The sequence below is a fragment of the Paucisalibacillus globulus genome, from assembly GCF_900184735.1.
GTDB lineage: Bacteria > Bacillota > Bacilli > Bacillales > Amphibacillaceae > Ornithinibacillus > Ornithinibacillus globulus_B.
In genome coordinates, this window is the sequence record NZ_LT855387.1 from 94,732 (window position 1) to 118,997 (window position 24,266).

A 24,266-nucleotide genomic window follows, 5' to 3' on the forward strand; every position below is an offset into this window, starting at 1 on the left:
TTTATGATTCAGTTGGCTGAATTTGTTTTAAATACTCCTCTAATCTTTCGAGTGAAAGAGCACCCTCTACAATTTCAACAATTTCTCCCTCGGGACTGATAAAAAATGTACTAGGAATTGGACCAATTTTATATAAGTCACGAACCTGATCTTTTGTATCGTGTGGTATTGGAAAAGTCAATTCATACTGTTCAATAAATTTATCTACAACAAATTCCGTAGCATCAAGACTTACAGCAATAATCTCCACACCTTTTTCTTGATATTCTGGGTAAAGAGCTTGCATATAGGGCATTTCATCTTTACAAGGTTCACACCAAGTTCCCCAGAAATTTAGCATAACACCTTTTCCTTGGTAATCACTTAATCTTACTTTCTCTATTTCGTTATGTTTATTTACTTGAGTTAATTGAAAATCAGGTGCCTTATCTCCCGCTCTATAAATTGTTTTATCTGCAGTAATGTTGGTTACAAGTGCATACACTACAGCAAGTAGCAACAATGCTAAAATAACAGATCTAAAAATTAATCTGTTTTTTCTTTTATTTTTTTTCTTTTCTTTTGCATGCTCAATACTCACACTCACCACTCCCCGACCAATTATACCATTATTTGGTCAATGAAATTTTGTCTAATCTTCAACAATTTGTGAAGCGAGGTTTATCATTTGTTTTACTTCTTTTGGCGTTAACTTACGATACTCCCCTACTCGTAAACCATCCAGAGTTAGCATTCCGTATCTCTCACGTTTTAACTTTAAGACTGGATAACCTAGTTGTTCCATCATCCGTCGCACATGTCTATTTTTACCTTCTTGTAATGTTAATTCTAATATAGCTGTATTTTTCTTTCTATCAGTGGATAGAACATTATGTTTGACCACTTTTAGAATTTCATTTTTATCCTTTACACCCTTTTTAAGCTTAGACAACTCCATTTTGGATGGTATACCTTTTATTTTCGTTACATAAACCTTTTCCACGCCATGTCTCGGATGCATAACCATATTTGCAAATTCCCCATCATTAGTTAAAAGCAAAATTCCAGAAGTATCATAATCTAATCTTCCAATTGGATAAATACGTTCAGCAATTTCAGGGAAAAAATCCGTAACAACTTTTCTTCCTTTATCATCTTGCACACTAGAGATAACGCCTCTAGGTTTATAAAAGAGATAATATACAGGAGGTTCTTTTTCCAGTTGGATGCCATCTACCTCAATCTTATCATCAGGACCAACTTTAGTTCCTAATTCTGTTACGACTTTATTATTAACTTTCACTTTACCTTCTTCAATTAGCTTCTCTGCTTTTCTTCTTGAAGTTACACCACTGGCAGCAATTACTTTTTGTAAGCGTTCATGTGTATTCGACATAATATCACCATTTTCAACCTTATTTTAACATAATAATAGCGTTAACCTTTTGGTAACGCTACATAAAAGCATTATTATAGTAGTTAGTGTACTAAATTACCTAACTAAAAACTAAAGTAACAATTACGATTGCTGCTATTATAGCAACTAAATCAGCTAAAAGTCCAACCTTAAGCGCGTAACCCATTTTACGTATTCCAATAGCACCAAAATACACAGTTAAAATATAAAGCGTTGTATCTGTACTCCCTTGCATGGTTGAGGCTAGCCTACCTATAAAGGAATCAGGACCATGTGTTGCAATAAGCTCGGTTGTGACACCTAATGCAGCAGATCCCGAAATGGGTTTAATAAGAGCTAAAGGGACTATTTCGGGTGGTACTCCGAAAAATAATAACACCGGAGAAATGAGTCCAATTATGGCATCAAGTGCTCCTGAACTGCGGAATATTGAAATTGCAACAATCATTCCTACTAAAAAGGGAAGTAAAGAAAAGGCCATTTTAACCCCCTCTTTGCCTCCCTCTACAAATAATTCATAAGAAGGAACCCTTTTCCAGGTTCCTACTAACAAGACAACCATTATGAATAATGGGATAATCCACAAACTTACTTGTGTAATGAAGACCATATTACTTCCTCCGTGTACTTTGATAATAGAAAAGTCTATCTATAAGAATCGCGCTCATTGTCCCAATTAATGTTGCGATAATAGTCGTGCCTACAATCTCAGTTGGAGACATGGAATCATATTGCATACGAATAGCAATGACTGTAGTCGGGATAAGTGTCAAACTAGAAGTATTAATTGCAAGAAACGTAATCATTGACCTTGATGCTTCATCAGAACCACTTAGTTTTTTCATTTGTTCCATTGCTTTAATCCCCATTGGTGTGGCAGCATTACCTAAACCGAACATATTAGCTGTTATGTTAGAAAGTATATAACCAATTGCAGGGTGATCTTTTGGAATATCAGGGAAAAGTCTAACAACAACTGGTCGAAAGATCTTTGCTAACCCTCTTAATAGTCCTGCTTCCTCCGCAATTCTCATAATTCCTAGCCAAAATACTAATACACTTATAAGTCCAATTGATAAAGTAACCGCTTCATTCGCACTTTCAAATACAGCCTTGTTTACTTCTTCCATCGTGCCATTAAACATTGCATATACTATTCCAATGATTGCCATAAAAGCCCAGATTAAATTAACCATGCTACCCCATCCTAAATATTTGCTTAAATACCGAAATGAAATTTTCAAAGAATGATGGTTCTTCTGGTTGTCCTTCCTGATAAATAGCAATTTCTGTAATTGGTTCATCACCTAAGTAATACGTTTTTTTACCGACTATATGTTCACTAGACCAAGGAAGATTCTCTTTAAAAGCAGAGGTTTCACTTCGAATCGTTTTCTTCTCTTCTGGTTTTAATGGATACAGTGTTTCTTCCTGAATATAGCCTCTTATCTTTTCTTTCGAACCTAATTCGATATCAATAAAACCCTCACCACCTAATGGCTCCATGTCATATTGCGTAAATCCCCAATCATACATTTGCATATGGTCTCTCCAGTCACTAGGAGCGTCTAGGGTAACTGCAATCAGATTCATTCCATCTTTTGTTGCAGTGGATACAAGAGTCCGACCTGTCTGTTTTGTAAAGCCTGTCTTGCCACCAGTACAATATTTATAATAAGCGGTTAATAATTTATTTTTATTTTTCCAACTATATTCTCTACTTTCTGATTTAAAAAATTTAGCACCCGTAATCTGTTGGAACTTTTCATTTTGCATAGCATAGCGCATAAGCAATGCCATATCATACGCGGATGAATAGTGGGTTTCTGAATCTAGCCCATGTGGATTATCAAAGTGGGTATTAGTCATCCCTAACCACTCAGCCTTCTCATTCATCAAGTAGACAAAGCCCTCCTCACTTCCTGCAACATGCTCTGCAATTGTAACAGCGGCATCATTACCTGACCTCAGCATCAGACCATATACCAGATCTTCCAGTTTCATTTTTTCACCCTGTTTTAAATAAATAGATGAACCTTCTGTATAGACTGCCTTTTTACTAGCAGTAGCCAATTCTTCCATTTTCCCAGATTCTATGGCAATAATCGCTGTCATGATTTTTGTAATACTTGCTATATTTGATTTTTCATGTGCGTTTTTCTCATATAAAATTCTACCCGTAGACTGCTCAATCAGAACAGCGTTATTTGCAGAAACACTCGGATCAGCATGTCCAATAATTGGAAATGAAAAAGTAAAGATTATTAAGGTGATTAAAGTTATTGCAATAAAACGCATAGTTTGTCCTCCCATAAAGTGAAACTTCAATCTGTAGGTTGTACTTCCCTACAAATTGTTAGTTGAACTATTGGGCTTTTAGCAACAGCTATTACCGTCTAAGGTTTTGCGGAAAATGGTAACCTGCCCTTAACCCATGAAAACCCATGTCTGTACATTTTATGCTGGAGCTAAGCCGATATGAATAAATTGAACAACCTTTTAAATAATTACAACTAAAATACTATTAGAGATCATGAGACAGGAAAGGACATTCGAACAGAATTATTTTCATACAGTCCTGGAAATCAAACACCATTATAATAGATAGTAATATTCCCGGTTAGTTTTAATCTAACAAATAGTAGATAGAAACTGTGCGGTAACTAGTTTAATTACAACACAATTAGTTATTGGGTATAGCGGTACGACATCGCTCCGGCAGAATACTCCGCTTTCCACGGGCACGGCCTCAGCCTCCTCGAGGAAAGTTCGCCTCTGCGGGGTCTTCGGACACGTGCTATTCCCGTAGGAGTCTCCGTATTCTGCCTGCGCTAGGTTAGTTTACTAATTAATGTTAGGGGTTATATTACGTATTGTAATAATTAGATGCCATTAAATTTATTCATTTCCTTCTTGCTAGCGAAGGAAATACACGGAGACTCCTGCGGGAGGATAGGCATCGGTGAGACCCCGCAGTGCGATAGCACGAGGAGGCTCACCAGCCGCCCGCGGAAAGCGGAGTGTATTTCCGTAGCGGGTATGTTGCGCTATCGATAACTATTAGTTACCGCACAGTTTCTATCAAAACAGCAAAAAACTCCTACCGTATTACTAGGATAGGAGTTTAAAAATAAAGAATTATATATAATTGCATTACACATTAGTTACTTGTTTCTTCAAGTTGATTAAAACGATCAAAGAACAAATCTGCCTCATCTTCTAAATCATTTGCATCAAAATTATCAGGAAGCGGTGGTAACTCTTCTATAGAAGTTAAACCAAAATAAGTTAAGAAGTCTTTACTAGTTCCAAATAACACCGGACGACCAACACCTTCTCTTCGTCCTACTTCTTCAATTAGTGATCGAGCAATTAAAGTTTGGACTGGACGATCACTTTTGACACCACGGATTTCATCTATCTCTGAACGAGTGATTGGTTGTCTATATGCAATGATTGCTAGTGTTTCGAGAGCAGCTTGGGACATTCTAGAAGTCTGTGGTGCCTCTACAAGTCTTTTATAATATTCACTATGCTCAGGCTTTGTTGTTAAATGAAACACGTTTTGAGATTCCATAATCATAATTCCTCGACTTGCATGCTCATAATCATATCTCAATTCTTCGATAAGATGTTCAACAGCCTTCTCAGAAATTTCCATGATTTTAGCTAGTTCCTTTATGGTTATTCCTTCATCACCACATGCGAATAACAGCCCTTCTAATATGGCTTTAACATTTTTCATCCTAATTTTCATCCCCTGAATAATATACATATAATGTTTCAAAATGCTTGGTCTGTTTACATGTTACTTGGTGAATTTTCATCAATTCTAAAAGCGCCATAAATGTAATCACAATATACGATTTAGTGCGTTTAGTAAATAATTCATCAAATGATACACCGTTTCGACTTGCTTGTTTAACAACATTAAGAACCTCATTCATCCGCTCTTCAATTGGTATTTCAGCTCTTTGTATTCTTGTATCGAGAGGTTCTTTCCATTTCTTTCTTTCTATCATTCTACCTAGGGCACCTAACATATCATAAATAGATATATCACCTTGTATAACGGTTTTTTCAATATTTAAGTTTTCGAATATTACAGGTGGTCTTGTATATGTTTGATGAGCCTCTAGTTCTTTTTCTTTAAAAGTTTCAGCAGCTTCTTTAAATTTTCGATATTCAATAAGTCGCTGCATTAATTCCTCTCTGGGATCTTCCATATATTCATCGTCATCGACCTCAATCTCTTGTTTCGGTAAGAGCATTTGACTTTTGATTGCAAGTAGTGTTGCGGCCATAACGAGATACTCACTAGCGATATTCAGTTCCAGATGTTGCATTGCATGTATATAGTGCATATATTGTTCCGTAATTTGGGCCACAGGAATGTCATAAATATCAATCTCATAATGATTGATTAGATGTAATAATAAATCAAGCGGTCCTTCAAACGTATCTATTTTCACCTGATATGCTTGATCCATATATGTCGACCCTTTCTTTTAAAATTCAATATTTTAAAAAATTACCGTAACCCGTTTAAAACGCCTATACACAGGGGAGGGTACCTACATAAGTTATTAACGTAAGGTAGATGTTACCTAAACATTTACGATAGTTAAATTAAAGGAGGAATTTTTCATGGGTTCAGGATATAACTCTGGCGGAGGATTTGCTTTAATCGTAGTATTGTTTATTCTATTAATCATTGTTGGTGCTGCTTGGTTCTAATATAAAATTTAACTACGATTAATTTCACTCCCAACAAACTTAAAATCTAGTAACAAAAATCAGCCCTATCATAAGTAGGGCTGGTTTTTTTCTAGAAATCTTAACATATTAGTTAAAGACTTCCCTATGCATCAAGATTATTTTCGTGAACACAATGTTCATAAAAACGTTGTATTGGTTCTAATGCGATGATCTCATACTTCGAACCATATAATTTTTTAATTTCTTGAATCATTTTTTTGCCCACGCCAATATTTCTATGTGAAGGATTTACGGAAATATGTTGAATAATAGCTTTATCACCGTCAACTCGTAATCCGATTGCACCGATAATATCATCAGCTTCTTTCCATAGATAAAGATGCCAATCTGAATTAGACTCATATTCTTTTATCGTAGCCTGCAATTTTTTAACATCTTTTTCTTCCGGCATAAAAGATAATAAACCCATTGCAATCTTTTCCGAATTTTTTTTATAGCGATTTAACATAGATACCCCTCATTATAAGAATAACTTTTTATCTAGTAGTATACTTTTCAGGTTGGAGTTTGTAATATATTATTGACCTATTAATCTATATTTGTCAAATTATGTTTTAAAATACAAAAATAATCCAATAAAGAAAACCCCAGATAATTCCTATTAATAATAAAGTAATAAATAGTAGGATATTTTTCTTTCGTTGATTCAAAATTCTCATCCTTTACTATTATTGACAATTTTTACCTACTTGTATACATTTATCGGAGCATTTGTTCAATAATGATATAACCATCCGATTTTTGTTTCCCAATTTTGAATGGGATACAGTTCATTATACATAACCAAGCATTGTATAAAATGAATATTAGGATGAATGCATTTGGCAGTATAATATAGAGAAAGTAAAAGATGAATACTATTAAAGCATTTAGTAACGGACCAAGGAGTGCAATGTAAATCATCTCATGAGAATGATAGTTTTCTTTTCTATTACTTTGTGTTAATCCGGAGGTAAAAAATGCAATTCCAAACCGAATTTCAGTTTGATGAAATAACAACCTAAAAATTCTTTTACCCCGACCAATATATACGGTAATCTCATCTGCTCTTGCTAGCTTTGCACCAAGCATGTGACCTAACTCATGAATTAGATTACTTATCGGTGCAACAATAAATACTAAATAAATCAATAAAACAGTATTCATCTAATCCTTCCTAAGATACATTTTCTTATTATGAAAGGACTCTTACTTCCTTCATAACATCACCATTACTCATAGCTTTTGCATGTTCAATTCCTGAAGTTACTTGTCCAAACACAGTATGAACTCCATTTAAGTGTGGTTGCGGTTCATGTACAATGAAGAATTGACAACTTCCAGTGTCTCTTCCCGCGTGTGCCATAGATAGTGAACCTTCAACATGTTTATGTGGATTATTAGCAGTTTCACATTTAATTGTGTATCCTGCTCCACCAGTTCCATTACCTACTGGACATCCCCCTTGGCTAACAAATCCTGGGATTACACGATGAAATGTTAAACCATCATAAAAGTTTTCATTTGCCAGTTTTTCAAAGTTTTCAACCGTACCCGGAGCTTCATTTGGGTATAGTTCAAATTCAATTTTATTTCCGTTTTCCATCAATATATAGCCTTTTTTAGTCAATTTGTTCATCTCCTAGTTTCTTGTTAATTCTTGTATATATCTCGTTTATGATAACATTTCTAATGTTTTTTTAAAAGTTTATACCTCTTGAACGCATAAAGAATTAATCATGCTATCAGATTCGTATCACTCATAAGATAAATCGTGGCTTAGTATATCTTGGTAAGTTTCCCTTTTGATTACTAATTTGTCTTTTCCGTCTTCTACAAAGACAACTGCAGCCTTTTGGATACGATTGTAGTTACTTGCCATAGAGTATCCATACGCACCAGTTGATAATATTGCCAGTATATCCCCACTTCTCACTTGAGGAATTGGGAGATCCCAAATTAGCATGTCTCCTGACTCACAACATTTTCCCGCGACAGATACAATGGTTTCACTTGGTTCATTTACTCTATTGGCCAGTACCCCGTGGTACTTCGCTTGATAAAGTGCAGGTCGAATATTATCAGTCATTCCACCATCAATTGAAATGTAATCTCTAACACCAGGGATATGCTTCTGTGATCCAACTGTATATAACGTAATTCCAGCATCTCCAACAATTGAGCGCCCTGGTTCAATCCATATTTCAGGCATTGGGATATTCAGACTCTCACTTTTCTCTCGCACTGTTTCTACCAAACGCTCAACATAATGATTTAGTGGTATAGGTTGGTCATCATTGGTATAACGTATCCCAAATCCTCCTCCTAGATTTAACACCTCTGGAATATACCCATAATTATTCTTCCAATCTGCCAATGTCGCAAACAAGATGTTTGTCGCAGTAACAAAACGATCCGTGTCAAATATCTGGGAACCAATATGACAATGTAATCCTTTAAAAGTTATATGATTATTTTCTCGTAATTGGTTAAATGCTTCCTCTGCTTGTCCATTATGTAAATCAAATCCGAACTTCGAGTCTTCATTACCTGTCATAATATATTGGTGGGTATCCGATTTAATACCTGGAGTAACTCGAATGATAACATCCATCTTCTTGTTATATTGTTTTAATAAGTCTGTTAATAGCTTAATCTCATGGAAGTTGTCAACTACAATACAACCGATATTATGTTCAATCGCCATTGATAACTCTTCTATACTTTTATTGTTACCATGCAGATGAATTTTGTCTGGATTAACTCCCGCTTTCAGGGCCGTATACAATTCACCCTCTGAGACAACATCAACTGATAACCCTTCTTGTTTTATTACTTGTAGTATCGCAATAGAAGAGAAAGCTTTACTAGCATAAGCAACTTGTGCACGTACACCTAAGTCCTTAAAAGTATTAACAAATGCTCTACAACGTTCACGAATTATGGAAACATCGTATACATAAAGAGGTGTACCATATTTCTTTGAAAGTTCTACTGTGTCCATTCCACCTATTTCTAGGTGCCCATCACTATTTATTTGAAATGGATATTGCTCCAATGACATTTTTCTCACCTATTCATTCAGTAAATTAAAAATACATATAAAAAACTTATCATAAACATCTTAAAAACAAAAGGAATAATAGTTTACACTTACTTGTTAATAACAAACGAACAATGCAGTACTATTAAACTACATTGTTCGTCATTTTGTTTTATTCTTTTGTTATTAAGACTTCCGAATCTTTGATTGACTATACACGTTTCTCGGGTGAACAATTGTTGGTCTTGTATTCACATATGGAGTTGGGATTCGGATAATAGTCCTTAACATTGCTTTTGCATTGAATGGGATAAACGGCCAGAAATAGGGTGTTCTAAATGACTTTAGATTAACCAGGAATAATATTATTAACAGAATACTTATTAGATAACCAAGCAAACCAAAGAATGCCGTGGAAAGAAGTAATACTACACTAGCAACTTTATTCGCTACACTAAGTTCATAACTAGGTGTTACATATGTTCCAATTGCACTAACGGCAGTATATAAAATAACTTCCGGACTAAGTAAACCTACATCAATCGCAATTTGACCAATCAATACTGCTGCAATTAATCCCATAGCAGTTGAAAGTGCTGTCGGCGTATGAATTGCTGCCATTCTCAGGAACTCCATCCCCACTACCCCAAGTAATAACTGTACCGCTATAGGTATATTCCCCTCTTCATTAGGTCCAATAAAAGAAAGCTCTTTAGGTAAAAGAGTGGGATCCATTACAAATAACAACCATGTAGGTAATAAAAATACGGATAATAAAATAGCCAAAAATCGAATCCATCTAATGAGTGTACCAATTAATGGTGCCTGTCGATATTCTTCTGCATGCTGCGTATGATGGAAAAAAGTAGTAGGAACAACCATAACACTAGGAGATGTATCAACAATTATCAACACATGCCCCTCTAATAGATGGTTTGCGGCTACATCTGGTCTCTCCGTAAACCTGACCAATGGAAACGGATTCCATTTTCTCTCTACTAGAAACTCTTCAATCGGTTTTTCTGCCATCGTATTCCCGTCAATATTAATTTTTCTAATCTTATCTTTGAGTAACTCTACTAGCCCTTCATCCGCTATATCTTTAATATAGCTGACACAAACATCAGATTTTGACCTCTCTCCTACTTTGAGCATCTCATTTCTAAGGCGTGCGTCACGTATTCTTCTTCTAGTTAAGCTTGTGTTTTCTATGATGTTTTCGGTGAAACCATCCCTCGAACCACGAATTACTCTCTCAGTATCTGGTTCTTGGGGGCTTCTTCCTGGGTAACTTCTAACATCAACTGCATATCCAAATTTTTCTCCATCAATGAAAATAACTATTAGTCCAGACAGCATCTGGTCAACAGCTTCATCCATTGTTTTTAATGTTGTTACTTGTTGGTGAAGGATTCTATTTCGAATTATTTCAGCAGCTTTATTCTTTTCTCTTTCTTTTTCATTTAGATTAACTAGTTCTTCAATAATATCTTGAATGATTAAACTATCTACTAATCCGGTTACATAATACAGTTTTATATCTGTTTTTAACAACGTAATTTCTCTATAACCTACATCAAAAGAGACATCTACACCAATTCGTTCCTTTAGGTAGGCAACATTTTCTTTTATTCTTGATGAGACTGGATGTTGAGTCAAACTTAGCCCTCCATTTTCTTATTTTACTAAGATGAGCCACTGAAATAAGGAACCTACTATTTTTCCAAAAACAACAGCCATTATTAGTGTAATTATTTTCGTTTCCAAGCCAATTCTTTTCGATATAAGTGGGAATACATTTAATACTTCAGTCAAAGCAGCTGCGAGCATACCATTAAAAACCCCATGAAAAATACCCCAAATTGCTAATAATATAGCAGGATGTGACCAAGTAACATTTGTGAAGGAAAAATAAGTACCTATTATAGAACCAAGTACGACACACGCCGTGTACACTTTTAACATATGTGAGGTCCTACTTAATTGAATAAGTCTTGGTATTATTCCTAATACAGTGAGAAAAGCGACAAACCCACTACCAACTGCAAGTCCCCCTGAAAAGCCAATGATGATTTCCAGTAAACTAATGAGGATGTTTAGGATCATTTAATTTATTCTCATGAAAGCTAACATAATCATCAAGGGACTTTTGATAGTTATAGATTTCAACTTCTAAAGGACTTGGCTCTTCATTAAATCGCTTATTAAACCAATGGTTAAAAAATAAAATCATACCTATCCCTAACCCAAAAGAATAAGGAATTTGAATCCATAATGGAAATTCATTTTCCTCACCAGTCAAAAGGAAATGCAACTTTTGTTGGACCTCCTGCATACTGACATCGTAATGAAAGTTTATGATGGTCATTGCTGTACCAATAAATAAGAGTATCCATACGAAAGCCATTATCAATATACTAGGTGATTTTTTATTTTTATTTATTTTTACAATGGTTTGTTCCGGACCAAGTAATTGAATCTCAATGTTAGGATAATTTTGTGCTAAGTGCTTTATTATTAAGAAGCTGTCTAAAACAATTAACTCTTTATCTTTCTCGGTTACCCGATAAAGCTTAATATTCTCTAATTCATGTACAATTTCATTAGAATGAGAAGAAATAAGCGCAATATCTTTTAACTTAAGCTCCATCAGATTTTGTATTTCTAATTTTCTCTTCAAACGCAAATACACAATACCTTCCATTTGCTTCACCTCAGAAAACAATTTCAGTACTTGTTATTATTAGTCTAAATGGAAATATTATGAGGAAAACTCAGACTAGATTTACAAAGCTTATGGAGATAAAAAAAGGTTGTTATGGGGAAGCCCGCATAACAACCTATCTTAAGGATTCATTTTATTTTTCATTTCAAAAAGTATCTTCTTCTCTAATCTAGACACTTGTACTTGGGATATCCCTAGTCTCTCCGCTACTTCAGATTGTGTCTTATCTTTATAGTATCGCAAAAACAGGATTAACCTTTCTCGTTCATTTAACCCTCTAATTGCCTCCTCTAATGATAATTTATCAAACCAATTAGAATCTTGGTCAGCAATTTGATCTAATAGTGTAATAGGATCGCCATCATTTTCAAATACCGTCTCATGAATAGAATGTGGTGTTTTAGATGCTTCCTGTGCATGAACAACATCTTCTGGTGATATGTCCAACGCTTCAGCAATCTCATTAATAGATGGTGATCTACCAAATTGCTTAGTAAGTTCATCTTTTTTCTTTCGAATCTTATTTCCAATTTCTTTAAGTGATCGGCTAACCTTGACACTTCCATCATCACGTAAAAACCGTTGTATTTCACCAATAATCATCGGGACAGCATATGTTGAAAAACGCACATCATAGGTGAGGTCGAACTTATCAATAGATTTAATTAACCCTATACTCCCAATTTGGAAGAGGTCATCTGGATCGTATCCTCTATTCATGAATCGCTGAACAACTGACCAAACTAACCGAATATTTTTTTCCACCAAAAAGTCTCTGGCATCTTTATCACCTTGTTGACTTTTTAGGATATATTCTTTTACCTGGTCATCCGTTAATGCTTCATTTTTTTTATTGTTTTTTACATTAACATCCATAGGCATACATCCCTAATTATAAACCGTTTTACTATTGGTTAGCTGTTTTCTCATGTAAACGGTTGTTCCTTCTCCCTGTTTGGAAATAACTTCTACAGCATCCATGAAATTCTCGATAATAGTAAAACCCATCCCCGATCGTTCTAATTCAGGCTTTGACGTATACAACGGTTGCCTAGCCTCTTCTACATCATTGATACCTATTCCATAATCACGAATCGTTAACTCAATTTCACCTTCATCATCTAGCTTACAACTAATAGCTACTTTATGATCTGGTTCGTTATTGTAGCCATGAATAATAGCATTTGTTACTGCTTCTGATACAACAGTCTTAATCTCGGTTAATTCTTCCATTGTAGGGTCTAATTGCGCAACAAAAGCTGCAACTGTTACACGAGCAAAAGATTCATTCTGACTTACACTAGCAAACTCTACATGCATTTCATTCTTCATGAAGCCACCCCCAAAGTCTCTAAAGCAAATTCTTCATTCTCCTCAAGGCGAATTATTTTAAACATACCGGACATTTCAAACAAACGTTTGATTGATGGAGGTATGGAACATACAACCATTTGACCTCCTAATTGTAGAACTTCTTTATATCTACCTAAGATTACTCCTAGACCAGAACTATCCATAAAACTAACCTTTTCAAGGTTTAATATGACATGTTTAACAGAGTTATGGTACAGCATTTCCTTCCACTCATCTCGTAACCCCTCTGCTTCATGATGATCCAATTCACCAGATAAGCGAACAATTAGCACTTCTTCTTTCACTTCAAAAGAAAAATCAAGCCCCATTCAATAGTCCTCCTTACATACCTTTGTATGTATAATTTCAATATGAAAGGTGCAAATTCCTGCTTCCAGACAAAAGAAGAAGTAATCCGATGAATTTAGAGGTATTTAGTTATTTTTCGACAACTTTTGTATGGATCGTTTGAATAATGTGTATAATGACGCTTTGTCAATATCTGATTCAACTACGAGTGGTGTTTCTGAAATCAATTTATCACCATTCTTAACGACTAGCTTACCTACTTGTTCTCCTTTTTTTAAAGGTAATGTTACACTATCAAGTTTCACTGATGTTGTTAAGTTTTCAACAGATTCCCCTTTTTTATGAAGGGTGCTAATTGATTCAGAAGCGATAATATTTACATTTTTCTGTTCTGCCTTAAGTAAATCCAGTGTTGTAATAGCTTCTCCTTTATCAAATAGTTTCTTCGTTTCATACGTATTAAAAGCATAATCTAACATATTAGATACAGCAGCATTTCGTTCTTTAGGAGTGTCAACACCCATTACAACAGCTATTACTCTCATGTCATTCTTTTTAGCGGTTGCTGTTAAACAATATTTTGCCTCATTCGTAAATCCTGTTTTTAAACCGTCAACGCCTGGATAGAAACGAACCAATTTATTCGTGTTGACAAGCCAAAATTCATCCTCAGACCCTTTTCTTAAATAGTCTTCGTAGATTGATGTATATTCTGTAATAGATTCATGACTTAATAGTTCCTTTGCCATCATTGCCATATCATGTGCAGTACTATAGTGGTTCTCGGCTGGTAATCCAGTTGTATTTTGAAATTGAGTATCTTTTAATCCTAATTCTTTCACTTTTTCATTCATCCGATTAACAAATTCTTCTTCACTACCAGCAATCCTTTCAGCTAATGCGACACTGGCATCATTTGCAGAAGCTATAGCAATACCCTTTAATAGGTCATTTACTTTCATTTCTTCTCCAGCTTCTAAGAATATTTGTGAACCACCCATCGAAGCAGCATTTTCACTTATACGTATAACATCATCTTTTTTTAATGATCCTTTCTCTAATTCTTCCATGATTAAGAGTAGGGTCATAATCTTCGTCATACTTGCAGGTGGCAACTTTTTGTTAGCTTCCTTTTCATACATCACGTTGCCTGTATCACGCTCGATTAAAATGCCAGATTTTGCTTCAGGTGCTAAATCCAACGATTTGTTCTGTGTTGCACTACCCTCTTCTGCCATAACTTGAATGGAAAATAAAGAAAGAGTTATTACTAGTGTTGTAATCATTAGAATATATTTTTTCATTTTGGTAACCTCCAGCAATCAATATACTTTTAGGTTTTCCAAAATGAAACAAACTTATAACAGTCCTGTAAAATATAATAAAAAACTAGGCACTCAGTAAGTGCCTAGTTTTTTATGATTTATTCTGTTATGGTGCCATAAATTAGTTTAGGTGCCTCGATATCCTCATCAGATATCACAATACTATTTTCTATTAATTCTATTACTGAACTAACATCCTCTACATTACTATGTATAGTTAGCAGAGGCTCTCCTTTTGAAACTCTGTCTCCTACCTTTTTGTTAAGCAGAAGTCCTGCAGCTAAATCAATAACTGATTCTTTTGTTGCCCTTCCTGCGCCTAATAACATAGCAGCTGTTCCAAGCTGATCAGCAATAATGGTCTTGATTGTTCCTGACTTCTTTGCTTGAACTTCAATTTTAAGCTTTGCTTCAGGTAGATGATCGGGGTTATCAACCACAGTCGGATCGCCACCTTGAGATTCAAGGAAAATCTTAAAGTGTTCAATAGCTTTGCCATTTGACAGATTTTCTTCTAGCATTCTTCTTGCTTCTTCTAAGCTAGTAGCCTTTTCTGCTAATACCACCATTTGGCTTCCTAGCACAAGACATAACTCAGTTAAATCTTCTGGTCCTTTTCCTCGCAATGTATCAATTGCTTCTTTTACCTCTAAAGCATTCCCAATAGCATACCCTAGTGGTTGGCTCATATCAGAAATAACCGCCATGGTATTTCTACCAACTTGTTTTCCGATGGAAACCATTGCATGAGCTAGTTTTTTAGCATCTTCTATGTCTTTCATGAATGCACCAGCACCAGTTTTTACGTCTAATACAATTGCATCAGCACCAGAAGCGATTTTTTTACTCATGATCGAACTTGCGATCAATGGGATAGAATTAACAGTCGCTGTAACATCTCTCAGACTATATAATTTTTTATCTGCAGGTGTTAAGTTTCCCGTTTGACCAATCACGGAAACCTTATTTTTATTAACTAGGTCCATAAATTCTTCATTTGTAATCTCAGTATGAAAACCAGGGACGGACTCTAACTTATCGATTGTACCACCAGTATGTCCGAGTCCACGGCCGCTCATTTTAGCAACCGGTGCACCAACTGATGCAACTAGCGGAGCTAATACTAAAGTAGTAGTGTCTCCAACACCACCAGTGGAATGTTTATCTACTTTTATACCAGAAATTCTAGATAGATCTATTTGGTCTCCAGATTCGACCATAGCTTCTGTAAGTAGTGCTCTTTCTTTCTCCGTCATATCCTGAAAATAAATAGCCATCATAAGAGCACTTACTTGGTAATCTGGAATATCACCATTTGTGTAACCATTTACAAAAAAATCGATTTCTTCTTTTGAGAGCTCTTTTCCATCACGTTTCTTCTCAATGATGTCATACATACGCATTTGTTATTACACCTCCTATTACTTTACTGGTAAGGTATGAATTATTTTTTTAACAAACCTCAAAAAGTCTTGTTTTACTTTATCCGTCGTCTCTATTACCTCGTCATGTGTTAATGGTTGATCTAATATGCCAGCAGCCATATTGGAAATACAGGAAATGCCAAGAACTCTCATCTTAGCATGGTTAGCAATCATTACTTCTGGAACTGTAGACATCCCAACTGCATCGCCACCCCAAGTTCTTAACATACGAATTTCAGCAGGTGTTTCGTATGCAGGACCAGTGTTTCCAACATAAACTCCAGATTGTACACTTAAACCAAGCGCTTCTGCGGCTTCACGAGCAAGTTGAAGATACTCTTTATCATAAGCAGAAGACATATCAGGAAATCGTGCGCCTAACTGTTCATCATTTGGCCCGATTAGTGGACTTGTTCCCATATTATTAATATGGTCTGTTATAAGCATCAAGTCCCCAGGTTTAAAGTTTTCATTTATTCCACCCGCAGCATTAGTTACGATGATAGATTCGATTCCAAGTTCCTTCATTACACGAATAGGAAATGTTACTTGTTGCATAGTATACCCTTCATAAAAATGAAAACGACCTTGCATGGCAAGAACCTGCTTCCCTTCCAACAGACCTATAACTAATTGGCCTTTATGACCAGATACTGTTGATTCTGGGAAGGATGGAATCTGATTATATGGGATCACTACCGGATTTTCTATTTCCTCAGCTAAAACCCCCAGCCCAGATCCAAGAACTAAACCTAACTCAGGCTTAGTTGTTAATTTATTCTTAATAAATTGACTTGCTTCTCTAATAGTTGATATTTCCATCAATAATCTCTCCCAATTAAATCTCGTTTAAAAAGCTTTTTCCATGTTCAGGAAGTTGTACTTGAAAGTTTTCTGCAATCGTTGCACCTAAATCAGCAAAGGTTTCTCTAACTGGTAATTCTTTACCTGTTTCAATTCCTTTATGATAAACAAGTAATGGAACATATTCACGTGTATGATCAGTACCATGATGAACTGGGTCATTACCATGATCGGCAGTAATAATTAATAAATCGTCATTCTTCATCTTATTAATAATCTCAGGAAGTCTCACGTCATAAGCCTCTAAGGCTTCACCATACCCTTTTGGGTCACGTCTATGACCATATTTTGCATCAAAATCAACTAAGTTTAAAAAGCTTATACCGGTAAAGTCCATATCTAATGTTTCAACAATTTTAGTCATTCCATCATCATTGTCCTTCGTACGTATGGCTTTGGTTACCCCTTCACCATCGTAGATATCCGATATTTTACCAATAGCAATTACATCATAATTTTCATCTTTTAAGGTATTCATAACTGTTTTCCCAAAAGGCTTTAATGCATAATCATGACGATTAGATGTACGTTCAAATGCACCTGGTTCTCCAACAAATGGACGGGCAATTACCCTACCTACCATATACTTTTCATCTAACGTAAGCTCTCTGGCTATTTCACAAATACGATACTGCTCTTCAATAGGAATAATGTCCTCATGAGCGGCTATTTGTAATACAGAGTCCGCTGAAGTATAAACAATTAATGCTCCAGTATCTAAATGCTCTTGTCCAAGTTCATCTAATATGGCTGTTCCTGATGCAGGTTTATTGCCGATAATCTTTCTTCCAGTTCTACTTTCCAATTCTTCTATTAATACTTTAGGAAACCCTTCTGGAAAAGTTCGGAATGGTTGCTCAATATGTAAACCCATGATTTCCCAATGACCTGTCATGGTATCTTTACCATTGGATGCTTCTTGCATCTTAGTATAATGAGCTTTAGGATTCACCGCTTTTTCGATCCCTTTAATTTCTCTAATATTACTTAAACCTAATTCACCCATATTCGGCATATATAACCCATTCATATGCTCCGCAATATGGCCTAACGTATCAGCTCCAATATCATCAAATTCCTTAGCATCAGGTGCTTCCCCAATACCAACTGAATCCATGACAATTAAGAATACACGATTAAATTTTTTCATCTATTTACCTCCTATTTCTTATGTTGTCTTATTTTTATTATAATATGTTAAAACACATACGTTGTAGGATGTCAGACAACTCTAAAAAAATAAAGGCCCGCTTAGAGCCAGACATCTTGAATAAAAAAAGAAAAATCTTTCATGCTCGAGGATGAAAGGATTTATACATGTCTTTCAATCTTGTTTTTGTAACATGTGTATATATTTGAGTCGTAGAAATATCAGAATGCCCCAACATCTCTTGAACCGCGCGTAGATCTGCACCATTTTCTAATAAATGTGTTGCAAAAGAGTGTCTTAACGTATGGGGTGTTATATCTTTTGTAATATGGGCATTAGTTGTAAGTTTCTTTAGAATCTTCCAAAACCCTTGTCTAGTCATAGGTCTTCCGTGCTGATTTAAAAATAAAACTCTTTCATCTCTATTTTTTTTTAATAAGTTCTGCCTTGAATACTGTAGATAATTTTCAACAGCCTTTTCTGCGACATCACCAAGGGGAACTATTCTCTCCTTTGAACCTTTACCAAAACAACGTACAAATCCCATTGTTAGATGTAAATCATCTGTCTTTAAAGAAACTAGCTCACTCACACGAAGTCCAGTGGCATACATGAGTTCAAGCATCGCCTTATTTCGAATATCTAACGGAGTAGTACCATTAATATTCAACAGCTTGTCCACTTCCTCAACAGATAAGGTATCAGGAAGCTTTCTCTCTTTCTTTGGTGTTTCAATATGTAAAGTAGCATCATGATTAACAATCTCTTCACGTAATAAAAAGTGATGAAACTGCCGAATAGAAGAAATTGTGCGAGCGATTGTTGCTGCAGATTTCCCCTCATCCCGTAATTGATATAAGAAATTAATTATATCCACTCTATGAATCTCGTTCCATGTTGAATGCTTTTCTTTTGTCATCTTTTCAGTATATCGGTTTAAATCTCTTTTGTATGAAATCAGTGTGTTATCTGATAATCCCCGTTCAACTTGCAGATAATGAAAAAAATCATTATAAGCATGATTTAACATTCTCTACTCCCCTAATCGAAAAAAGATATTTAGACGCTCGATAAAACTTTGCTCATTATTGAAAACTTTTACAGATGGACCGTCTGGTGTATCATAACGATGGAACTGTTCGTACTCTGCATGCATTACTTGAAGTCCAAAGTAAAACAAACATGTACACGCAACAAAAATAACAAAAACTTTTACAGTATCCCATACCATCCTTTTCATATGGCATTCTCCTTTAATCATGTACTAATATTAAAAGATATGCCAAAAAAGATACACTTTATACATAATAACTATAAAACTAGTCCTATTTAATTTCCATCATGAGCTTACCCTTATTTTACACTAAAAAGATTACATTGAAAAATAAATAATGCCTTCTCTAGACTGAAAAGGCATTCCTATCACCTATTAGATTCAACTGTAGCTTTTTGACATGTCTTACATAATCCATGAAAAGTTAATCGATGATCTTGTACTTGAAATCCCCAATCTCTTTCCACTATTTTTTCAACATCACCTAACAAGTCATCCATAATCTCCTCAACCGATCCACATTCAATACATACGAGATGGTGGTGAAAATGTTCGGCTCCTTCTTTTCGCAGATCGTATCTGGAGACGCCATCGCCAAAGTTTATTTTATCAACTATTTTCAATTCAGATAATAATTCTAATGTACGATATACGGTTGCGAGGCCTATTTCAGGAGCTTTGTCTTTAACTAATAAAAATATATCCTCTGCACTTAAATGGTCAGCCTCACGTTCGAGTAATACTCGTACAGTCGCTTCTCTTTGTGGAGTTAGCTTATAGCTCTGTGCATGAAGTTGTTTCTTAATACGATCAATACGATGTTCCATGGCGATCTCCCTCCTCATATCCCATCTTTATTATATGCACATGAATAAGGAGTGTCAAAGCATAAAGCTAAACTTTGAACCGAAATAAATCTCTAAATAGACTTCTCATTATTATAAAGCGATTTAATAAACGATACCATTGCCTCATTTGAAATATAAGCTTCAATTATCGCAGGAATAATAGATAGTAGGAACAATACCGCGAAAAAAGAAACATATTTCACAAATGGTTGTAGAACAGGTTGAGAAAATGTGGCTTTCCTTATAAAAAGTTTATTTAAAAGTCCTAGGGTAAATATCATAGAAAGACTACCTGCCAAAATATAGATTGGGATTGCGACAATATTTTGAGGTGCAATCGAAAAAGTTGCTAGTAGAAATCCTTGAATACCTAATTGACTCACAATAAAGCCAACCGAAAACCCCACCACTAATCCTTTTAAAAAGATAAGCACCCATACAACCGGTAAACCTATTACAGATAAACCCAAGATAAACAATAAAAGTAGATACTTTGCATGATAGAAGAAACTTTCTTTTAGTATTTCATTTTTATTAATCGTATTCTCCGTTGTAATATATCCGAAAAATCGTTCTAAATTAAAAAATAGATCCTGTTTTTGAATGGTTCCCATACTATTTACAACAATTGCTCCAAAAGCTATCCCTGTAAGAAATAATATTAGCATAAATACATAGATTGTAGCGTTATTTTTCATATGATCCATTGCTAGAGCACGTTTATTCACAAGAAATCCTCCATTCACTAATCGCCTATATTAAACGTTATGAAGAACTTCTATTAAAAATGCCTATTAAAACTATCTTTTATATTTAAAAATTAGATTTATGTTTCCGAAACACTACCATACTTACCTCCACCGCCAGCTTGGATTAATAATTTACCTTCCCTCATAAGGATGATAGATTTAGCAATATTTTCCGGAACAACATCTACTAGCTTTTCATAGGGGACATGGTGAATGATGTTCATCTCTGTTCCAAAACTCTCAAGCAATTTAGTATAAGTTTTGGGTCCTAATTTAGGTAAGTATTCTAGAGGAACTTGATATAGATAAGGAGGTCTTCCCTCAACTTTCCCTTTAAAGTTACCAAGTTCATCGATTCGATCTGCTACACCCTTTACAATCTTCTTTGAACCACAGTTTTCACATTTTATTGAATTAGGTTTCACAGCACTTAAACATTTATCACAAACTGTATTATGATATTTACCCAGCTTTGGATTCATGCCAAAGTTTTGAACAACTCTTCTACCCTTAACTAATTGGAGTGCATAATTAAATTCCTTAAAGGAAGGTTCCTCCATAAGGATTTCCTGATACTCTCTCCCTATCTTGGCAAGTGAATGTGCATCTGAATTTGTTACAAACGTATACGAATGTAGTTCTTTGATTTGATCTGCCATAGAAGTATCCGAACTTAATCCTAATTCAATTCCATCAATTAGATCTGGATCAAACACCTCTTCTAGAGAATGACGTACACCTTTTCCATATAGGCTCTTATAAGGCGTAAATACATGTGCTGGTATAAAAATTCCAGATAGCTCCTTAACTTTGTATTGCAATTCCTTTGCAGAACCGTAATAACGTTGTGAGCTTAATGTAATATTTTTCATTTTTGTAACTAGCCATTCCGAGAATTGCTCCATTTCCTTTATATTGGGGAGATAACAAAGCACATGGATAGGTCCTTTGCAATTCTCATCATATACTTCAATTTCAGATCCTAATAATAAGGTAACTTCCTCAAATCGAATACCACCATCCTCAAGCTCATAAGCTAAACCCTTTTCCAGTAATTGCTTAAGTTCAAGTTGCACATTAGGAGATTGACAATCAATGACTCCTATTAGTTTAATTCCTTTATTTCGACTAGCTTCTATTAATATATTGGTTATAGTCAAATTCTTGGAAGCTGTAATCTTAACTGGTTTATCAAAAATATCTCTTCCAATATGGATGTGCATATCAGCAAAAAATGAATTCATCATACTATATTATCTCCTGCAGTTCTAAGTATAAAATGGCATAAATCGTTTTGGCATCATGAATCCGTTGTTCTTGGATATATTGTTTCGCTTCTGCTAACGTTAATTCGTGAATTTCTACAAATTCATCCTCATCAAGTGCTGGTGGAAAATCAAGCTTTTCCAATTCATCGGAAACATAGATATGCATTATCTCGTCGGCAAAACCCGGTGATGTATAAAAAGAGGTAACCTTCGTTAATTTCTTTGTCGTGTACCCAGTTTCTTCTTCCAATTCACGAACGGCCGTAATTTCAGGACTTTCTCCTTTTTCTAATTTTCCAGCGGGAATTTCGATAATTGACTTCTCAAGGGGCTTTCGATATTGTTCAACCATTACGATCTTCTTGTCTTTTGTAATAGGAATTATGGCTACTGCACCAGGATGTTTTATAAGTTCACGTTTTGCTTCTTTACCATTAGGAAGTAAGACATCCTCAACTTGTAATTGAACTACCTTACCTTCGTATATTACTTTTGTTTGGGTCGTTTTTTCTTCAAACATCTTCATTTATGTCATCCTTTGCCTTTAATAATCTACTGTTACAGTTTGATAATTTTATTTTAGCACATGCCATTTGCTAAGTTAATTTTTCACTTCTTTTGAGTTGGAATTACTGGGTTATTCCAATATGATGGAGTAAGGAGGTTGATTGTATGCAGAAAAGAAGACTTGGTAGTTCTGATATAGAGATTTCAGCAATAACACTTGGATGTATGTCCCTCGGTACAGATAAAGCAAAAGCAGAAGAAATTATCAATATTGCTTTAGATAGTGGTATCAATCACTTAGACACAGCTGATTTATACAACTTCGGATTAAATGAGGAAATTGTTGGTAATGCCATTAAAGGTAAACGTAATCAAATAGTCTTAACCACAAAGGTCGGTAACCATTTTAACAAGGAAACAAAGGATTGGTTTTGGGACCCGTCAAAAGCTTACATCCAATCTGAAGTAAAAGAAAGTTTACGTAGACTCCAAACGGATTATATTGATTTTTACATGCTACATGGCGGAACTTTAGATGACCCAATTGATGAAACTATTGAAGCTTTTGAGGAGTTAAAACAAGAAGGAGTAATACGGGCTTATGGAATATCCTCTATTAGACCTAATGTAATTCGAGAATACGTTAATAAGTCATCTATTGATGGTGTGATGACCCAGTATAGTTTACTAGACAGAAGACCAGAAGAAGAGACATTAGAATTACTTTATAAACATAATATAAGTGTACTTGCACGGGGACCGCTTGCCAAAGGTATGTTAAGTAAACTTGGAAAAACACAAATTGAAATGAAAGGAACAAATGGATATTTAGATTACACATATCAAGAGATAAAAGAATTACATCAAAACCTAACATTAGTAACAGAAAACCTTAACGAATTAGCTTTACAATATGTATTAAAACACCCTGCAATCACAAGTGTTGTATTTGGTGCAAGTTCAATTGAGCAAGTAAAAGAAAATACGTTGATTGATTTTGAAAAAGGTATAAGCGATCAATTATATGAACATTTAAAATCAATAACAAAAGCCAATAAATATGCTCAACACCGATAAATTGAAAGAGGATCATTCGCCTTCCTGTGATAAGCTGATAACTATGAGCTTTTCTTAGAGAATTGGGTATCTGTGCTAGATATATTACGAAATGTATATGCAAGATTTTAACGAATGGTGTTAATTAAATAATCGTTAGAAACTGTGCGGTTTGTAAGTATTATGGATTGCGCAACTTACCCGCTTCGGAAATACACTTCGCTTTCCGCGGGCGGCTGGTGAGCCTCCTCAGAGCTAAAGCTCCTGCGGGGTCTCACCGATGCCTATCCTCCCGCAGGAGTCTCCGTGTATTTCCTACGCTAGTGATGAGTGATTAAGAGCAATAGAACCAAATAAATCCAAAACATGTTGCAATAACTAATAATAATTAGAAAACTAAACCAGCGCAGGCAGAATACGGAGACTCCTCGAAAATA

General features: G+C 35.1%; 29 protein-coding genes. 2 read left to right on the forward strand and 27 right to left on the reverse strand.

Annotated elements, in window-relative coordinates; genetic code table 11:
• Window position 1: 1 nt before the first annotated feature.
• The 7 genes from resA to BN999_RS06030 all read right to left on the reverse strand — a co-directional run bounded on the left by resA (window position 2) and on the right by BN999_RS06030 (window position 5,886).
• Window positions 2-580, reverse strand: a complete 579-nt coding sequence (gene resA / locus BN999_RS06000) for a thiol-disulfide oxidoreductase ResA (protein ID WP_096270496.1) — start codon at window positions 578-580, stop codon at window positions 2-4.
• A 51-nt stretch (window positions 581-631) separates the two neighbouring features.
• On the reverse strand, window positions 632-1,375 hold the full coding sequence (locus tag BN999_RS06005; RefSeq protein ID WP_096270497.1) for a pseudouridine synthase: 744 nt from the start codon (window positions 1,373-1,375) through the stop codon (window positions 632-634).
• A 100-nt stretch (window positions 1,376-1,475) separates the two neighbouring features.
• The gene (locus tag BN999_RS06010; protein ID WP_096270498.1) at window positions 1,476-2,006 is read right to left on the reverse strand and encodes a spore maturation protein; all 531 of its coding nucleotides are present in this window, start codon (window positions 2,004-2,006) and stop codon (window positions 1,476-1,478) included.
• Between the two features lies 1 nt (window position 2,007).
• Window positions 2,008-2,592 carry a nucleoside recognition domain-containing protein gene (locus tag BN999_RS06015; RefSeq protein ID WP_096270499.1) on the reverse strand — a complete coding sequence of 195 codons (585 nt, stop codon included), beginning with the start codon at window positions 2,590-2,592 and terminating at the stop codon, window positions 2,008-2,010.
• Window position 2,593: 1 nt separating this feature from the next.
• Window positions 2,594-3,694 carry a D-alanyl-D-alanine carboxypeptidase family protein gene (locus BN999_RS06020; protein ID WP_176481891.1) on the reverse strand — a complete coding sequence of 367 codons (1,101 nt, stop codon included), beginning with the start codon at window positions 3,692-3,694 and terminating at the stop codon, window positions 2,594-2,596.
• A gap of 862 nt (window positions 3,695-4,556) precedes the next feature.
• Window positions 4,557-5,141: an SMC-Scp complex subunit ScpB gene (scpB, locus tag BN999_RS06025; protein ID WP_096270501.1), complete on the reverse strand. Its 585-nt coding sequence runs from the start codon at window positions 5,139-5,141 to the stop codon at window positions 4,557-4,559.
• Between the two features lies 1 nt (window position 5,142).
• Window positions 5,143-5,886: a segregation/condensation protein A gene (locus tag BN999_RS06030; RefSeq protein WP_096270502.1), complete on the reverse strand. Its 744-nt coding sequence runs from the start codon at window positions 5,884-5,886 to the stop codon at window positions 5,143-5,145.
• 157 nt (window positions 5,887-6,043) lie between these two features.
• Between BN999_RS06030 and BN999_RS06035 the strand changes: the two genes are divergently transcribed.
• Entirely contained in the window at window positions 6,044-6,133 is a 90-nt protein-coding gene (locus BN999_RS06035; protein WP_096270503.1) for a YjcZ family sporulation protein, read from the forward strand.
• 124 nt (window positions 6,134-6,257) lie between these two features.
• On the opposite strand, the gene BN999_RS06040 is transcribed toward BN999_RS06035, so the two are convergent.
• The 20 genes from BN999_RS06040 to BN999_RS06135 form a co-directional block, all read right to left on the reverse strand.
• Window positions 6,258-6,623: a GNAT family N-acetyltransferase gene (locus BN999_RS06040; protein WP_096270504.1), complete on the reverse strand. Its 366-nt coding sequence runs from the start codon at window positions 6,621-6,623 to the stop codon at window positions 6,258-6,260.
• Window positions 6,624-6,874: 251 nt separating this feature from the next.
• A complete protein-coding gene (locus BN999_RS06045; protein ID WP_096270505.1) occupies window positions 6,875-7,321 on the reverse strand; it encodes a site-2 protease family protein in 447 nt (148 codons plus the stop codon).
• Between the two features lie 28 nt (window positions 7,322-7,349).
• Window positions 7,350-7,784 carry a peptidylprolyl isomerase gene (locus tag BN999_RS06050; RefSeq protein ID WP_176481892.1) on the reverse strand — a complete coding sequence of 145 codons (435 nt, stop codon included), beginning with the start codon at window positions 7,782-7,784 and terminating at the stop codon, window positions 7,350-7,352.
• 126 nt (window positions 7,785-7,910) lie between these two features.
• The gene (gene lysA, locus BN999_RS06055) at window positions 7,911-9,218 is read right to left on the reverse strand and encodes a diaminopimelate decarboxylase (RefSeq protein ID WP_096270507.1); all 1,308 of its coding nucleotides are present in this window, start codon (window positions 9,216-9,218) and stop codon (window positions 7,911-7,913) included.
• Between the two features lie 165 nt (window positions 9,219-9,383).
• A complete protein-coding gene (locus BN999_RS06060) occupies window positions 9,384-10,856 on the reverse strand; it encodes a spore germination protein (protein ID WP_096270508.1) in 1,473 nt (490 codons plus the stop codon).
• A gap of 18 nt (window positions 10,857-10,874) precedes the next feature.
• Window positions 10,875-11,303, reverse strand: a complete 429-nt coding sequence (locus BN999_RS06065; RefSeq protein ID WP_096270509.1) for a stage V sporulation protein AB — start codon at window positions 11,301-11,303, stop codon at window positions 10,875-10,877.
• On the reverse strand, window positions 11,281-11,901 hold the full coding sequence (locus tag BN999_RS06070; protein ID WP_096270510.1) for a stage V sporulation protein AA: 621 nt from the start codon (window positions 11,899-11,901) through the stop codon (window positions 11,281-11,283). Before BN999_RS06070 ends, BN999_RS06065 begins: the two co-directional genes overlap by 23 nt.
• A gap of 141 nt (window positions 11,902-12,042) precedes the next feature.
• Window positions 12,043-12,798, reverse strand: coding sequence for an RNA polymerase sporulation sigma factor SigF (gene sigF / locus BN999_RS06075; RefSeq protein WP_096270511.1), 756 nt, complete (start codon window positions 12,796-12,798; stop codon window positions 12,043-12,045).
• Between the two features lie 12 nt (window positions 12,799-12,810).
• Window positions 12,811-13,254, reverse strand: coding sequence for an anti-sigma F factor (spoIIAB, locus tag BN999_RS06080; protein ID WP_096270512.1), 444 nt, complete (start codon window positions 13,252-13,254; stop codon window positions 12,811-12,813).
• Window positions 13,251-13,604, reverse strand: coding sequence for an anti-sigma F factor antagonist (gene spoIIAA, locus BN999_RS06085; protein WP_096270513.1), 354 nt, complete (start codon window positions 13,602-13,604; stop codon window positions 13,251-13,253). Before spoIIAA ends, spoIIAB begins: the two co-directional genes overlap by 4 nt.
• Before the next feature lie 105 nt (window positions 13,605-13,709).
• A complete protein-coding gene (locus BN999_RS06090) occupies window positions 13,710-14,888 on the reverse strand; it encodes a D-alanyl-D-alanine carboxypeptidase family protein (RefSeq protein ID WP_096270514.1) in 1,179 nt (392 codons plus the stop codon).
• A 119-nt stretch (window positions 14,889-15,007) separates the two neighbouring features.
• Window positions 15,008-16,312 carry a pyrimidine-nucleoside phosphorylase gene (locus BN999_RS06095; RefSeq protein ID WP_141249041.1) on the reverse strand — a complete coding sequence of 435 codons (1,305 nt, stop codon included), beginning with the start codon at window positions 16,310-16,312 and terminating at the stop codon, window positions 15,008-15,010.
• 18 nt (window positions 16,313-16,330) lie between these two features.
• Entirely contained in the window at window positions 16,331-17,155 is an 825-nt protein-coding gene (locus BN999_RS06100) for a purine-nucleoside phosphorylase (RefSeq protein WP_096270515.1), read from the reverse strand.
• A gap of 16 nt (window positions 17,156-17,171) precedes the next feature.
• The gene (gene deoB, locus BN999_RS06105; RefSeq protein ID WP_096270516.1) at window positions 17,172-18,347 is read right to left on the reverse strand and encodes a phosphopentomutase; all 1,176 of its coding nucleotides are present in this window, start codon (window positions 18,345-18,347) and stop codon (window positions 17,172-17,174) included.
• A gap of 139 nt (window positions 18,348-18,486) precedes the next feature.
• Window positions 18,487-19,377, reverse strand: coding sequence for a site-specific tyrosine recombinase XerD (gene xerD, locus BN999_RS06110; protein WP_096270517.1), 891 nt, complete (start codon window positions 19,375-19,377; stop codon window positions 18,487-18,489).
• A 3-nt stretch (window positions 19,378-19,380) separates the two neighbouring features.
• A complete protein-coding gene (locus BN999_RS06115) occupies window positions 19,381-19,587 on the reverse strand; it encodes a DUF4227 family protein (RefSeq protein WP_096270518.1) in 207 nt (68 codons plus the stop codon).
• A 182-nt stretch (window positions 19,588-19,769) separates the two neighbouring features.
• Window positions 19,770-20,228, reverse strand: a complete 459-nt coding sequence (gene fur, locus BN999_RS06120) for a ferric iron uptake transcriptional regulator (protein ID WP_096270519.1) — start codon at window positions 20,226-20,228, stop codon at window positions 19,770-19,772.
• A 92-nt stretch (window positions 20,229-20,320) separates the two neighbouring features.
• Window positions 20,321-20,977: a stage II sporulation protein M gene (gene spoIIM, locus BN999_RS06125; protein ID WP_096270520.1), complete on the reverse strand. Its 657-nt coding sequence runs from the start codon at window positions 20,975-20,977 to the stop codon at window positions 20,321-20,323.
• Between the two features lie 98 nt (window positions 20,978-21,075).
• Window positions 21,076-22,245, reverse strand: a complete 1,170-nt coding sequence (locus tag BN999_RS06130; RefSeq protein ID WP_096270521.1) for an endonuclease Q family protein — start codon at window positions 22,243-22,245, stop codon at window positions 21,076-21,078.
• 1 nt (window position 22,246) lies between these two features.
• Window positions 22,247-22,792, reverse strand: a complete 546-nt coding sequence (locus BN999_RS06135) for an NUDIX hydrolase (RefSeq protein WP_096270522.1) — start codon at window positions 22,790-22,792, stop codon at window positions 22,247-22,249.
• A gap of 146 nt (window positions 22,793-22,938) precedes the next feature.
• On the opposite strand from BN999_RS06135, the gene BN999_RS06140 reads away from it, so the two are divergent.
• Entirely contained in the window at window positions 22,939-23,850 is a 912-nt protein-coding gene (locus BN999_RS06140) for an aldo/keto reductase (RefSeq protein WP_096270523.1), read from the forward strand.
• Window positions 23,851-24,266: the final 416 nt, after the last annotated feature.